This window comes from Pseudomonas chlororaphis (genome assembly GCA_001023535.1).
Taxonomy (GTDB): domain Bacteria; phylum Pseudomonadota; class Gammaproteobacteria; order Pseudomonadales; family Pseudomonadaceae; genus Aquipseudomonas; species Aquipseudomonas chlororaphis_E.
Genome location: CP011020.1, coordinates 5,268,208 through 5,281,957, shown reverse-complemented (window position 1 = coordinate 5,281,957; position 13,750 = coordinate 5,268,208). Strand labels below are relative to the sequence as shown.

The 13,750-nt window shown below is 65.4% G+C and carries 11 protein-coding genes; 5 read left to right on the top strand and 6 right to left on the bottom strand.

Features of this window, described 5'->3' with window-relative positions:
* Position 1: 1 nt before the first annotated feature.
* The 6 genes from VM99_23020 to VM99_22995 all read right to left on the bottom strand — a co-directional run bounded on the left by VM99_23020 (position 2) and on the right by VM99_22995 (position 5,967).
* Positions 2–1,027, bottom strand: a complete 1,026-nt coding sequence (locus VM99_23020) for a type VI secretion protein (protein AKK00802.1) — start codon at positions 1,025–1,027, stop codon at positions 2–4.
* Complete coding sequence (locus VM99_23015) at positions 991–2,781, bottom strand: type VI secretion system protein ImpG (protein ID AKK00801.1); 1,791 nt, start codon at positions 2,779–2,781, stop codon at positions 991–993. The genes VM99_23020 and VM99_23015 overlap by 37 nt, the downstream gene beginning before the upstream one ends.
* Entirely contained in the window at positions 2,765–3,208 is a 444-nt protein-coding gene (locus VM99_23010; protein ID AKK00800.1) for a type VI secretion protein, read from the bottom strand. The genes VM99_23015 and VM99_23010 overlap by 17 nt, the downstream gene beginning before the upstream one ends.
* Positions 3,209–3,220: 12 nt before the next feature.
* Positions 3,221–3,718, bottom strand: a complete 498-nt coding sequence (locus VM99_23005) for a type VI secretion effector protein (Hcp) (GenBank protein ID AKK00799.1) — start codon at positions 3,716–3,718, stop codon at positions 3,221–3,223.
* 176 nt (positions 3,719–3,894) lie between these two features.
* Positions 3,895–5,376, bottom strand: coding sequence for an EvpB family type VI secretion protein (locus tag VM99_23000; protein ID AKK00798.1), 1,482 nt, complete (start codon positions 5,374–5,376; stop codon positions 3,895–3,897).
* Positions 5,377–5,406: 30 nt separating this feature from the next.
* Complete coding sequence (locus VM99_22995) at positions 5,407–5,967, bottom strand: type VI secretion protein (GenBank protein ID AKK00797.1); 561 nt, start codon at positions 5,965–5,967, stop codon at positions 5,407–5,409.
* A 223-nt stretch (positions 5,968–6,190) separates the two neighbouring features.
* Between VM99_22995 and VM99_22990 the strand changes: the two genes are divergently transcribed.
* The 5 genes from VM99_22990 to VM99_22970 are packed head-to-tail and all read left to right on the top strand — an operon-like array spanning position 6,191 to position 13,737.
* Positions 6,191–6,643 carry a type VI secretion protein gene (locus tag VM99_22990; GenBank protein ID AKK00796.1) on the top strand — a complete coding sequence of 151 codons (453 nt, stop codon included), beginning with the start codon at positions 6,191–6,193 and terminating at the stop codon, positions 6,641–6,643.
* Positions 6,644–6,692: 49 nt separating this feature from the next.
* Positions 6,693–8,024, top strand: a complete 1,332-nt coding sequence (locus tag VM99_22985) for a type VI secretion protein (GenBank protein ID AKK00795.1) — start codon at positions 6,693–6,695, stop codon at positions 8,022–8,024.
* An 18-nt stretch (positions 8,025–8,042) separates the two neighbouring features.
* Complete coding sequence (locus VM99_22980) at positions 8,043–8,804, top strand: type VI secretion system protein ImpK (protein AKK00794.1); 762 nt, start codon at positions 8,043–8,045, stop codon at positions 8,802–8,804.
* The gene (locus tag VM99_22975; GenBank protein AKK00793.1) at positions 8,801–12,658 is read left to right on the top strand and encodes a type VI secretion system protein ImpL; all 3,858 of its coding nucleotides are present in this window, start codon (positions 8,801–8,803) and stop codon (positions 12,656–12,658) included. The genes VM99_22980 and VM99_22975 overlap by 4 nt, the downstream gene beginning before the upstream one ends.
* The gene (locus tag VM99_22970) at positions 12,655–13,737 is read left to right on the top strand and encodes a type VI secretion protein (protein AKK00792.1); all 1,083 of its coding nucleotides are present in this window, start codon (positions 12,655–12,657) and stop codon (positions 13,735–13,737) included. The genes VM99_22975 and VM99_22970 overlap by 4 nt, the downstream gene beginning before the upstream one ends.
* Positions 13,738–13,750: the final 13 nt, after the last annotated feature.

Genomic DNA, 13,750 nt, shown 5'->3' with positions numbered 1-13,750 from the left:
TTCAGGCGATCTCCGGCTGACGAAGGCGGGTTTCGATGCGTTGCACGGCCAGGCTCGGCTGGCGTTGCAGGCCGCCGTTCCAGCTCAAGCGCGGCGCCGTCGAGTGGCCGAGTTGCAACGGCCCGGCGCCACGGACCAGCAGCACCAGCGTGCAGTCCAGGTCCGGGCCGAAATACAAGGCATAGAGACTGGCGAGCAGCGGATGGACGTCGCCGTCAGGCAGCAGGCCGTTGGCCTGGACGGTGCTCAGTGGGCCCAGGGTCAGGCGCACGCCGGCATGCTCGTCCCAGACCCGGGTCCCGGCCACGGCCGTGCGGCCCAGGCACAGGTTGCGTCCCCCGGCCTGCAAGCGGCTGCGGCTGGCCGGCGGGATTTCCCGCCAGCCCCCGGCATAGCCGGTCAGTTCCACGGGCAGGCCGAATTGCTCACGGACAATGGCCGCGAAGCCGGCCAGGGAACGACGGCCGTCGGCGTACAGCGCGGTGCAGGCGAGCACGGCGCAATCGGGAGCGGCCTGGCGCTCTTGCAGGGCCTTGGGCAGCAGGCCGGTCAGCGCCCGCAACTGCGCCTGTACGGCCGAAGCCCCGGGGGCGGTGAAGCCCAAGGCAATGCGGTGCTTGCGCATCACCTTGTACAGCAGGCTGAGCAGACGATGCTGGAACAGGTCGAGAAATTCCGCTGGGGCGTGGTCCCGCGCCCGTGCCCGTTGTTGCAGCCATTCCTGGTAGGCGTAGGGCAGCGGACCGTCCGGGCCGCCGAGGCCGAAGATCGGTGTGGTCAGGGTCGGTGGTGAGCCGGTGTCCTGCTCCAGGCGCTCGACTTCGCTGGCGGCGAACACGGGCGTCAGCGGCCCGCGCAGGCGCAGCGCCTCGGCGTGCGGGGCAGTGCCGCTGCCGAGGGTTTCGGCCTGGGGATGCTCGCGTTCCAGCACCAATAGCGCCTGGAGCCATTCGAAGCGTTGCGGGTCGCGTCGCAGGCGTTGGCTCAGGTTCAGAGCGTCAGGGGCTTGCCGGCTTGGGGTTGCCATGTCTTCACCTCCTTGTCGGACTGGACCAGCACCGTGCGCACGAAGCGGTTGGCGGTGGCGTAGAGGGAAAAGAACTGCGCCAGCACCCCGGAGAACAGCACGGCGCTGCTGCCGACGAAATGCTGCGGGTCCAGTTGCAGGCGCACTTCCAGGCCGTTGCGCCAACCGCGCCAGGCGTCCTCGCCAACATGGGCGATGACCCGTTCGCAGCCCAGCCCCAACACGCCGTCGATCTGGCGCCGGGCGCTGGCCTCGTCGCGCAGGTTATGCAGTTCCAGGATCTCGCGCAGGGCATCGAGCGCCTGGGGGCCTTCCACCAGGGACAAATGGTTGAGGGTCAATTGCGACACCAGTCGCCAGCGCGACTCGCCGTCCAGTCGCGGCAGGCTTTGCGGGCTCGGTGGGTTGCGCAGGCGGGCCCAGGCCACCGGCCCCGGGCGCTCGAAGCCCAGCGGGGTGCCGGCGGGCAGGCTCTGGGCCAGGTGTCGGTTGGTGCAGAGCAGTTCGGCGGTGAGGCTGTAGTCGCGGGTCTCGGCCAGTGGGTCGAACCGGGTGTCCACCAGACTGACCATCAGGTCGGTGCCCAGCCGGTTCGGGCTCATGCCGCTGACCCGCCGTGCATGCCAGTAGCACGACGGGTCGTTGCCATGCTGGCTGCCGTAGTAGGCCGGCACCTTGCGCACGCCCTGGCTGGAACTGGCGCGCATGCCACGGATGCTGTGGATCTCGACGCTGTTTTCCCGATGACTGTCGGCCACCAGGCGGTATTCACTGCGAGTGCCGTCCGGGCGCAGCGGTTCCGAAGTTCTGGGGAACAGGTTGATCACCGGGGTGCAGCCCAGCGCGATGTCGCTGGCCTGGAGCGGCAGGCGGCTGGCCGGAGCGCGGTCGAACACGATGTAGAGGTACAGGGAGGCGTTGTCGCTGTTCGCGCCGGCCAGTGGCAGGTCGAAGAAACCGAATTTGTCGGGGAAGGCAAAGTACTCAGCCAGCAGACGCATACCCGGGTGCACGCCGTCCTCGTCCGGCAGCAAGGCCTGGTCGCTGCCGAAACCGACTATTTGCGGCAGGCCGGCCAGTGGCTCCGGCACGCTGCCGGGTGGCCCGGCGAGGACCTTGATGGCGTGGGCGCCCAACAGGTCATAGAGCCAGGCATTGATGATCGGCGAGGCGGCTAGGTGCACCCGCAGGTGCTCGATCCCCAGTGTCGACCACTGGCTTTCACCCAGGCAACGCAGGTTCAGGCGCAAGGCCGAACGGGCCTGGACCACCCCGGTCAGCGCTTGGGCCTCGTCGCTGCCCAGTAGCAGCGCCTCGCTGATTTCCAGCGGCCACAGATGCACGGCGGCGGTGGTGCGAAAGTGAATGCTCTGGCCCTTGTCAGTGGTGACGAACAACGGCGTGTCGCGGGGCAGGGGGTAGCCCTCGTCGAGGTTGCCCTTGCTCGGGTCGGGTTCGAACTGGACGATGGCACACGATGGCAACGGGCGCATGGCCAACGGGTAGAGCTGTTCGAGCAGGGCGTCGCTGAACTCGGCGTAATCGTCGTCCAGCCGACGTTGCAGGCGCGCCGCCAATAACGCGAAACCCTCCAGCAGGCGCTCGACGTGGGGGTCCGGGCATTCGCCAGGGGACAACTCCAGGCGCCGGGCGACCTTGGGGTAGCGTTCGGCGAACAGGCTCCCGGCGTGACGCAGCCAGGTCAGTTCGCGCTGATAATAGTCCAGCAGTTGCGGGTCAATCGAGTCGCTCATGGCGCACCTCAAGGCCGTCGTCGGCGGGCTCGATCACAAAGGCCACCGGCCAGGCGTGGGGGTCGCCGCGCAGTTCGCCCAGCAGCCGGATGCACAACTGTTGTGGCTGACCGGGCACCGGGCAGACCTGTACCTCGCCCAGGCGCAGGCGAGGTTCGAAGTGGCTGACCGCCTGGCGGATCTCCCGGGTCAGTTGGCGCCGATCATCGCTGCGTTGCTGTTGCAGCGCGGTCCAGTCGGCAATGCCGTAGTCGAGGATGCTCGGTGGCTCGGTCAGTGCCCGTGGCCCGCGCCGGGTGTTGAACAGCCGCGACAGTTCGGTGTGGACCGAGTCCTGCAACGCCTGGCGATCGAACGCCCGACCGGTGTCGTCCGCCGGGCTGGCCAGGCGTTCGAACAGCGGCGGACGAAACCCGAAGCCGGCCATGGCGCAGCCTCCTTACTTGGTCATTTTGTTGGCCGCCAGGTCCCAGGTCGTGCCCGCCGTACCTTCCTTGGTGCCGTCGTCTTTCTGGGCGGTGAGCTCCCATTTGATCTTGGTGAAGTTCAGCGACAGGGTTTCCACCGGCTTGCCGCCCGTGCCGCCGCTGACGCTGACGTTGGACAGCACGACGTTGGTGAGGGTGTAGACGATGAACGGCATGATCTTGCCGCTGCCCTCGGCGGCGTTGCGGCCGATGGTGATGACGGCCTGTGGGATCGGCTTGCCGGCGCAGCAATACTCGTTGAGCGAGGGCGTGGAGCTGTCGATGAACTTGGTCAGGGTGAACTCACCGATGTGCGGCCGGCCGGAGGTGCGCTCCGAGTTGCTGACGTCATTGGTGACCTGCATGGCCACGTTGTGGCTGTAGGACATGACCTCGATCTTGTCCGTGAAGCCCTCCAGCAGGCTGTCGCCCTTGATGTCGCCGCCGAGGTCGAGAATGATTGCATCCATGGTGTGGGACTCCAGAGAAGGGATATCGATTGATTAGGGCCAAGCACTGAACCTGTGGCGAGGGAGCTTGCTCCCGCTGGGCTAAGAAGTAGCCCCAAAAATCTTGGGAGCGCTCCGCACTCCAGCGGGAGCAAGCTCCCTCGCCACAGGTTTCTCTGTCACGGTCCTATGCGTCGTCAGGCCGCAACCGGTGGCGGCAGGGTCGCCACCAGGCGGATCGACGCGGTCAGTTCCTCGAGCTGGAAGTGCGGCCGCAGGAACACCGTGGCCTTGTAGGCGCCCGGCTTGCCGGCCACTTCCGTCACGTCCACCCGCGCCTCGCGCAACGGGTACTGCGCCTTGATCTCCTGCGGCGCGTTGTCGTTGATCAGGACGTAGTCGGCGATCCAGTTGTTGAGGTAGGTCTGCACGTTGTCGCGGGTCATGAAGCTGCCGACCTTGTCGCGCATGATTACCTTCAGATAGTGGGCGAAGCGCGAGGCCGCCAGCACGTACGGCAGCATCGCCGAGATGCGCGCGTTGGCGTTGGCTTCATTGGTGTTGTAGAGCTTGGCCTTGTTGGTGGTCTGGCCGCCGAAGAACACCGCCACGTCGCTGTTTTTCTTGTGGCACAGGGAAATGAAACCGAGGTCGTTGAGTTCTTTTTCGCGGCGGTCGGTGATCGCCACTTCGGTCGGGCACTTGAGCGAAAGGTCCCCGGAGCTGGTGCGGAAGGTATGGGCCGGCAGGCCTTCCACCGCGCCACCGCCCTCGGCGCCGCGGATCGCCGCGCACCAGCCGTACTTGGCGAAGGCCTCGGTGATGCGTTGCGACAGCGCCCAGGCGGCGTTGCCCCACAGGTACTTGCTGTGGTCGGTGCCGTTGACGTCCTCGACGTAGTTGATGCCTTCCACCGGCAGAGTGTCCGGCCCATAGGGCAGGCGCAACAGGAAGTGCGGCAGCACCAGGGACACATAGCGCGAGTCTTCGCTTTCGCGGAACGAGCGCCACTTGATCAGTTCCTGGCTCTCGAAAATCTTCGACAGGTCACGGGGAACCGCCAGTTCGGTGAAACTGGTCATGTCGAACAACCGGGGGCTGGCGGCGGCAATGAACGGCGCATGCGCCGCTGCCGCCACGTTCGAGAGTTTTTCCAGCAGGCCGATGTCCTGCGGGTGCCGGCCGAAGGTGTAGTCGCCCACCAGCAGGCTGAACGGGTGCCCGCCGAAGGTGCCGTATTCTTCTTCGTAGATCTTCTTGAACAGCGCGCTCTGGTCGAATTCGACGGCCTTCTCCAGGTCGTTCTGCAGCTCCTTCTGGGTCACGTTGAGCAGGCGCAACTTGAGCCGGGTGCTGGTTTCGGTGTTCTGCACCAACAGGTGCAGGCCGCGCCAGGAGGCTTCGAGTTTCTGCAGCTCGGGATGGTGCAGCACTTCGTTGAGCTGGGCGCTGATCAATTCGTCGATCTGGCTGATGCGGTCGTTGATCATCGCCACGGTGTCCTTGTCGATGGCCATGCCTTCGTCGAGAACCTGGGTGGCGAATTCGGCCAGCATGTCGCGGGCGTAGTCCTGCTGGCTGTCGTCGTGGGCCATGCGGCCCTCGGCGATGATCTTGTCCAGCAGGGACAGGGTCTGGGTCGTGCTCTCGCTGGTTTGAGCGCTGGATGAAGCAGGCATGGCTTTATCTCCCTTGAATGATGAGCGCGATCAGGCCTTTGGTTCGGCGGGGGCCGGGTCATCGTTGGCGGCTACGGCGGGCTGTTCCGGCGAGGCGTCCTGGGGCCGCGCCGACTTGATCTCCTGCAGGCCCTCGGTGTTGGCGATCACGTCGCGCAGCAGCTTGTCCAGGTCGTCGTTGCCATCGAGCTTGGTCAGCAGGTCGCGCAGGCGTTGGCGGGCTTCGAACAAGCGCCGCAGCGGGGTGACCTGCTCCACGACCTTGACCGGGTCGAAGTCGTCGATGTGGCGGAAGTTGAGTTCGATGTTGAGCTTGCTGTCGTCGCCACTGAGGGTGTTGTTCACCTGGAGCGTGGCACGTGGGGAGATGGAGGCGAGCACCTCGTTGAAATTGTCCCGGTCGATCTCCGTGAATCGCCGCTCATTGAGCTTGGGCAACGGGTCCAATGGCTTGCCCGAGAGGTCGGCCAGGATGCCGACCACCAGTGGCAATTCCTTTTTCTCGATGGCGTTGCCGATTTCCACGTCATAGGTGATCTGGACGCGGGGAGGGCGAACTCGGTCGAGCTTGTGCTGGGTACTTTCTGCCATGGTGGCCGTCTCCGATGCATGTGGGGCGCAATGCATCGGGAGGCCCGCTCATCGCAATCCCTTGCTGATCCACAGGTTGCAAATGAAGGGCAGAAAACCTGTCATTCCCTTGACGAACCTGGCGCATTCGACCGTGCTGGCCGAACTATCCAAGACGCTAGAACAGGTCTATAAAAATGCAAGCAAAAACAATTTTTGACCGCTGAGAAAAGGAAGATTCATTTTGCGTGTGTTTTTTTCCGGATTTTTTTTGAGCCTGGTGCTCACCGGTTGCTCGCTCTTTGCTCCCAGCGTCGACCTGGACAGCCTGACCCTGGACGTCGCTTCCGGGGCCAATGACAACACGCCGATCGCGGTGGATTTCATCGCCGTCGAAGACCCGGACCTGCTCAAGCAGTTGTCGGGGATCACCGCCCGCCAATGGTTTGCCGAACGCGAACAGTTCCAGCGCGATTATCGTCAACGCATGGCGGTCTGGGGACTGGAGCTGGTGCCGGGGCAATTCATCGACCATCAGCCCTTCCCCTTGGAGGGGCGGCGTGCCGCTGGACTTTTGGTCTTCGCCAGCTATAACACTCCCGGAGCCCACCGGCTTCGGCTGGACGACCAGCGCACGGCCTGGCTGAAGTTCGAAAGTCGTGAGATGACACTGGTCAATGACGGCCAGCCCGAGTGACCGCGGGCCGCCCTGGGAGCGGCGACATTGAGATGTCGAAGGGAGTCGTATGAGTCTGTTACCTGACGCGGTGTGCTGGCATGAGGGCATGCAATTGCTGCCCCAGCATTTTCAATTGCAAGGGCTGCGCGCCGAGGCCCTGGCCGCGCATTTCGCCGGTGCCTGCAACCCCTGGTTCTGGGGCGTCAGTCAACTGGACGTCGACCCCTCGGCCCTGAGCGCCGGCCAGGTGCGGCTGCTGCAACTGCAAGGCACCTTGCCGGACGGGTTGGCGGTCAACCTGCAGGCCGGGGTCGGGCCGACCCTGGAGCTGGACATCAACGAGGCGGTCAACAAGACCGACGACGCCACCGTGACCGTGTACCTGGCCGTCAGTCCGCTCTGGCGTGCCGGGCAACTGCTGCCGCTCAAGGGGCGCCTGCAATCGGTGGTCGGCGAGGCATTGCCAGACCTGACCAGCGGCGAGTTTCCCGAGTCGATCACGGTCTGGCGACCCAACCCCAGGCTGTGCACGCAGTTGAGCCGGGCCGACTCGATCTGCCTGCCGCTGCTGCGCATTCGCAAGGAGGGCGGCGGCTTCTGGCGCGTGCCCTACACGCCACCGACGCCGGTCCTGTTGCCGGAATCGCTGTTGGGCCGGCGCATCGTCGGGCTGTGTGCCCGGGCGCGGGAAAAATGCATGTTCCTCGCCGGCCGGTTGCGCCAGGCCCAGGCCGCCGGCAACCAGGACGACGCCCTGGAGATCCGTCGACAATTGACGGCGCTGTGGGCGCGGCTGCCGGAAGTCGAAGGGGCGCTGAACACCCGGGTGGCGACGCCGCAATCGCTTTACGGCGCGCTGCTGGGGTTGGCTGGCGCGTGGTCGGCCCTCGATCCGCTGGCGGGCGTGCCGGCTTTCGCGCCGCTGGATTTCCTCGAATTGCAGCGCGGCTACGAGCCGTTGCTCGACTGGCTGGAGACCACCCTGGAGTTGATCCGCGCCGGTTATCGCAGCCTGGCCTTCGAACGTAACGACCAGGTCTTCTCGATCCAGTTACCCGACGACCAACCGACCCAACGCCTGGTGATCGGCCTGCGCATGCCCAACGGCGCCAGCGAGCAGGCGGCGGGTGAATGGCTGCGTGGCGCGATCATCGCCTCCGCGCCCCATGTACCGCTGCTGAGTCGACAGCGCATGAGCGGGTTGCCCCACCAGGCCATGAGCCGCAATGAGCAGGTCGCCTACAGCGTCGGCGACGACACCCGTCTGTTTGTGGTGGCCGCCAGCGGGCAATGGTTCGACGGGCAATTGCCGCTGCACATCGTGGCGCCGGCGTCGGCCCAGGCCAGCAGCCCGTGGCAAGTGGTGTTGTTCGTGGCGCAAGCCGGTGAAAGTGCCTGATCGCAAAAGGGGAGTCGTATGCCAGACGGAAGTGGCGGGGCGGTTCGGGGTCTGCACGAGGCGCCGCTGAGCAGCGCTTTTCGCCAGGCCTGGCTGAAGTGGTCCCAGGAATGGCAGGACCTGCCCAAGGAAAGCGACCCCGCCGTCGTGGTCAGCCGCGTGGTGGAGTTTTCCGGGCGCTGCGCCCAGCGCCTGTGGCGAATGGCGTTCGCCACCGTTGGCGACGCCGCGAGCGAGCAGGTCAAGTCGGTGGTCTATGCCTTCGTCGCCCTGGTGGACGAAACCCTGCTGTTCACCCCGTGGCCAGGGCAACTGGCCTGGCAGCAGCATCCGCTCGAATCGCGAATGTATTCCAGTCGCCAGGCCGGCGAGCGCTTGCCCGCGGCGATCAAGAAACTGCTGGATGAGCAGATGCCCGGCACCCGCGACCTGGCCAATGTCTACCTGCAATGTTTGATCCTCGGTTTCCAGGGCCGCCTGCGGGGCGAGCCTGGCCAGGTCCTGCATGAAAAATGGCGGGTGGCGCTGTTCACCTTCGCCTGGCAGCACGAACCGGACTTTGTCGATGTCAGCGAACGCCTGGCGCTGTCGGCGGCGGCACCGCCGCTGCGGTTGCCGGCGCAGCAATCCCTGCCGGACGGGTTGCGTCTGGGGCTGGCGATCCTGGCGATGGTGGTGTTGCTGACGGGGTTGGGGCAGGTGTTCTGGCGCGACATCCGTGGGGCACTCGAACCGGTGCTGCAACTGAACGAATCGGTGGTCCAGGAGCAGGACTCATGAGCCCTTTGAGCATCGTCGCGCTGGTGGTGCTCGCCATTCTTCTGGTGCTGTTGGTGGTGGCGGCGCTCTGGTGGCTGCGCACCCAGGGCGGGGCGGCGATCCGCAGTTTCTATGGGGCCGTGCGCCACATGGAGCAAGAGCAAGGCGTGCGGGACCGCTACCAGATGCCCTGGCTGCTGATGCTCGGCAACGACACTGACGGGGCCCAGCTGTGCGCCCAATGGCGCCTGCAACCGACGGACAAGGCGGCGTGGTTTGGCCGCTGGTGGTCGGATGCCGAGGGCGCGGTGCTGGTGGTGCCCCAGGCGTTGTTCCTGCCCGAGGAAGGCATGAACCGGCAGCGGGGCAATTGGTGGCGCCTGTTGGGACTGCTCCTGCGCTTGCGCAGCAAGCGGCCACTGGATGCGGTGATCTGGACCGTGCCGTTCGACCGGCTCGGCGACATTGAGCACACCGCCGACTTTAGCCTTAAGGTCCGGCGCAGTTTCATCGACCTGCTGCAACGCTTCGGCCTGAGTCTGCCGGTGTACGTGGTGATTACCGGGATGCAAGAACTGCCCGGCTTCCAGGAATTGATCAGCGCACTGCCCGCCGAGGCACGGGAATCGACGCTGGGCTGGTCGTCACCCTACCTGCCGGAGGCGGCGTGGCAGTCGCAATGGAGCGATCAGGCGCTGGATCAGGTCAATGCCGCGTTGTCGCAATCGATCATCGAAATCGGGGCGCTGTCGGGCCAATTGAGCAGTGATCTCTATGGGCTGCCGGAGCGCTTCGAAGGTTTGCGCCGAGCCTTGCAGATCCTTCTGGAGCCGGTGTTCCAAGGCAATGCCCAAGGCGAGGCGCCGCGTTTTCGCGGTGTGTATTTCACCGCCAGCCAGGCGTCGGCCACTGGCGCCGACGCCGTGATCGCCAGTGACAGCGCCTTGCGTCAGACGGTGTTCGCCCGGCAGTTGTGGGCACGGCGGCTGGTGGCCGAGCGCGGCCTGGCGCAGCCGGTGCCCCGACTGTTGCGCTTGCGCCAGCGTTGGCATCGGTTGGCCGGTGCGGTGGCGCTGGTGGTTGGGTTGGCCTGGATGGGGGGCATGGTCTGGGTCTGGCAGGACTCGATCGAACAGGCCGAGGAGCTCTCGCAACTGATCCTCAGCACCCACAAGAACCATTGGGTGCTCGACCCGGACAAGCCCCGTCTGGAACCGACCCGACACAATGTGCAGAACTATTGGAGCATGCTGGAGAAGGCACCGCGCTGGCGCTTCGTCTCGGTGGTGTTCCCGACGTCGTGGTTTTCCTCGGTGGACACGCAATTGGAGGAGGGCTTGCGCCTGACGGCCCGGCACCATTGGATACTGCCGTTGCGCGACCTGCTGGCGGCGGACCTGGAGCAGCTCAAGGCGATCCGCAACACCGAGCGACGTGGCAACGTGCAAAGTGAAGACCCGGCGCAATGGCAGAGCTACGTGAAGGCCAAGGACCTGGTGGAGCGGGCGGTACGCCTGGAGCAGCACAACCAACTCTTCAACCAGGCGGTGAACAACCCCAAGGCGCCCCTGGATGAACTGGTGCAACTGAGTGACAACGCGTTGTCGCTGAACCTCAACACCGGCACCTTGAGCCGCGCACGCTTCTACAACCGGGTGCTGTTTGACGCCCACAACGATGATTTGAAGGGGCTGGACCTGAACGCCGCGCGACCGGTGGTCTCGGACAATTTCACCGGCCTGATGCAGCGCTGGCTCGATCATTACTTCCTGGCGGACAACTTCGTGCGCCAGGCCGGCTACCTCAAGCTGCACCTGCAACGGCTGGAGGCCGGTGGCGGCAACTCCTTGAGCGAGCTCGAAGACCTGATGGCGCTGATCGACGATTTGCAAACACTGGTGAGCCTGACCAATGCGGCCTGGGGGCGCGGCAAGGGTCAGGACCTGGTGCCCGGTTACACACAACTGATGGACAAGGTCGGCCACAGCACGCTGCTTGGTCCCGACATCGAGCAGGACCTGGAGAGCCAGGCGGCGAAGCTGCAGCAGAGTTTTCGCGACCAGTGGATTGTCCAGGCCGGTTCCCGGGACAACTTGCTGGTGCAACAGGGCAGTGGGCTGTTGGTGTTGCAGGATCACGTCACGGCGCTGAACGGCGCGGTCCAAGCCTTGTTCAAACGTGATTTCGTCGCGTTGGCGTTGCAGAAGGCCCCGTCGGACAGCGACACCGATCCAACAGGGCAGGGCAGCGGCAGCGATGACTTCAGCGTGGCCCTGAATTACTTCGCCAGCTACAAGAGCTACACCAACGAGGAACTGTCGCGCATCCCGCCGGTTTACCGGGAGGCGCTGATCCAGGCGGCTGAAGGCGCCGCGGCCCGGGCGATGTGGCTGAGCCTGGATGAGAGCGACGAACAGTTGCCGGGCATGCCCTTCAACGTGCAAACCACCCAGGCAGTGGCCTTGCAAAAAGCCTTCATGGACGTGCACCGCAGCGATCTGGCGACGCGCTTGCAGCGCTTGCTCAATCGCCGCGCCCTGGCGCAGATCAGGAGCGCCCAGCAGGAGATCGAAGCCCAGCCGCTGTTCAGCCAGCGGGCGGATGTCCAGCGCTGGAACGGGTCGAAGAACTTTGGCCTGCAACTGTATGGCGCCACCGATCCCCAGGACCTGAAGCTGAACCTCAACCAGCAGTTCGCCGCCATGTTGCAGATCGCCGAGCAGCGTATGCCGGCGCTGGAATGGCTGATCGTCCAGCAGGACAACCTGTCGGCCCTGGAACATGACCAGGTGGCGCGGTTCATGGCCCTCAATGACGAGTTGCTCAAGTACAAGAGCCAGAACCCGGCAAGTTCGGCGGCGCAGTTCGAACAGTTGGTGAGCCGCGACTTCATCGAGATGGACACGGCCTCCTGCGCGCAGATCCTGCAGACCTCCAACCTGTCCGGCGGGCGCGGCGACGTGGCCCAGCGTGCGGTCGCGCTGCAACAGAGTGCCCTGCAACGCTGCCTGTACCTACAGCAGAACCAGGCGGCGACCGCCTGGAATGACCTGGCCGACTACTTCAATCAGTACCTGGCCGGGCGCTTTCCGTTTTCCCAGGATGTGCGCGCCAGCGACGCTGACCCGGCGCGGGTGCAGCGGCTGCTGGAGTTGATCGACACCCGCTTGCCCCTGGCCCAGGCGGGGCTGACCCTGAGCCAGACCCCGGACCGCCTGGCCGCCGAAGATTTTCTCAAGGGCTTGAAACAGGCCGGTACCTGGCTCGGGCCGCTGTTCGTGCGGGACAAAAGTGGCCTTCTCGGCGTGGAGATGGACGTGCGCTGGCGCACCGATCGCGAGCAGGAACGTGGCGCCGACCAGGTGATCGCCTGGGATTTGAGCGCCGGCAACCAACAGATCAACTACCCGGGCGAGGCCCAGCAGAATCTGCGCTGGATGGTCGGGCAACCCGTCAGTCTGACGCTGCGCTGGGCGCGCAACGGCTACCAGCGTCCGGCCAACGACCCCCTGCAGCCGAACCTGGTGGTGCGCGACCTGGAGGCGGGTTGGCAGTACCAGGGGCCGTGGTCATTGCTGCGCCTGATGCGTTCGCTGGTGTCGGCCCAGCGCCAACCCAACGTCGACTACACCGATTTCCCGTTGACCTTGCAGTTGCCGGTGATCGCCCGCAATCCGACGCAGGCCCCGCAGCCTCAGGGCCTGGCCCAGGATCGCGTCGCCCGGCAAACCCTGATGTTCGTGCGCGTGTCGTTGATGAGCCAGGGCTCGAAGCTGCCGCTGTCGATGCCGCCGCTGCCGACCCGGGCGCCCCGTTCGCCGTTCATGGCGACCTCGTCGACGTCGACCATCGCCACCCGTGAGGAGACCCCATGAGCTTGCCGATCAGCCCATTGCCCGAATTGGTCACGCAACTGCTGGAACCGCTCGACGCCCAGGCGCCCTGTGGCCAGGATTTGCGCTACGAACCGGTGTACGACCGATTGCGCGAGTTGCGTCGCGAGGACGACACCAGTCTGCCTGCTGGTGTCTGGGAGTCGCCGATCAAGCGCGCCCAATGGCCGGAGCTGGAACGGCTCGCCACCCTGCTGCTGCTTGAGCGCAGCAAGGACCTGATGATCAGCGCCTGGCTGGGGGAGGCCTGGCTGCACCTGTCGGGCCTGGAGGGCTTGCCGGGCAGCTTGGCGCTGGTGGCGGGCCTGTGCGAACGCTACCCGGAGCACTTGCACCCCCAGGCCGAGGACGGCGACTGCTCCTGGCGGGTGATGCCGTTGGAGTGGTTGGTGCGACGCTACAGTGAGGTGCTGCTGACCCGGGTGCCGTTGCTCGATGGCGATGACCCGACCTACGCCAATTTCTGCCTGCATGACTGGCAACGCCTGCAACGCCGGCTGGTGCTGGGCAATGACAGCAAGAGCGCCAAGGTCGCGGTCGAGACGGCGCGGACCGATCAAAAGAAACTCGACGAACTGATTCGCGGCACGCCGTTGTCGTTCTGGTTGCATCGCCAGGGCAGCCTGATGTTGAGCCTGCAACACCTGCAACGGCTCCAAGCCTGGAGCGATGCCTGCCTGGACCAACTGGCCCCGAGCTACAAACCCCTGCAGGATGTGATGCAGGCCTGGCTGGCCTTGGTAGAGGAGTTCATTGCGATGCACCCACAACAACCCAGCGTCGCGCCGGCACCCGCTGCGCCGAGGGCTGCGACGTCGGCCGAGCCGTCACAGGCGGTGCCGGCCCAGGTCTTCCAGGAACCGGCCAACCGCGAAGAAGCCTATCGCCAACTGCTGGTCATTGCCGGTTACCTGGCCCGCACCGAGCCCCACAGCCCGGTGCCCTATTTGATCCGGCGGGGCGTGGAGTGGGGCAACAAACCGTTGAGCGAGCTGCTGGGCGAGTTGATCAGCGCCGACGCCGAATCCCGACGGCTGTGGACGTTGCTGGGGGTGCTGTAAGCCCTGTCCTGTG

What these genes read in the sequence shown, in the direction of transcription:
- VM99_23020 (AKK00802.1), bottom strand. Translation starts at nt 1,027, where the DNA reads ATGGCAACCCCAAGCCGGCAAGCCCCTGACGCTCTGAACCTGAGCCAA.
- VM99_23015 (AKK00801.1), bottom strand. Translation starts at nt 2,781, where the DNA reads ATGAGCGACTCGATTGACCCGCAACTGCTGGACTATTATCAGCGCGAA.
- VM99_23010 (AKK00800.1), bottom strand. Translation starts at nt 3,208, where the DNA reads ATGGCCGGCTTCGGGTTTCGTCCGCCGCTGTTCGAACGCCTGGCCAGC.
- VM99_23005 (AKK00799.1), bottom strand. Translation starts at nt 3,718, where the DNA reads ATGGATGCAATCATTCTCGACCTCGGCGGCGACATCAAGGGCGACAGC.
- VM99_23000 (AKK00798.1), bottom strand. Translation starts at nt 5,376, where the DNA reads ATGCCTGCTTCATCCAGCGCTCAAACCAGCGAGAGCACGACCCAGACC.
- VM99_22995 (AKK00797.1), bottom strand. Translation starts at nt 5,967, where the DNA reads ATGGCAGAAAGTACCCAGCACAAGCTCGACCGAGTTCGCCCTCCCCGC.
- VM99_22985 (AKK00795.1), top strand. Translation starts at nt 6,693, where the DNA reads ATGAGTCTGTTACCTGACGCGGTGTGCTGGCATGAGGGCATGCAATTG.
- VM99_22980 (AKK00794.1), top strand. Translation starts at nt 8,043, where the DNA reads ATGCCAGACGGAAGTGGCGGGGCGGTTCGGGGTCTGCACGAGGCGCCG.
- VM99_22975 (AKK00793.1), top strand. Translation starts at nt 8,801, where the DNA reads ATGAGCCCTTTGAGCATCGTCGCGCTGGTGGTGCTCGCCATTCTTCTG.
- VM99_22970 (AKK00792.1), top strand. Translation starts at nt 12,655, where the DNA reads ATGAGCTTGCCGATCAGCCCATTGCCCGAATTGGTCACGCAACTGCTG.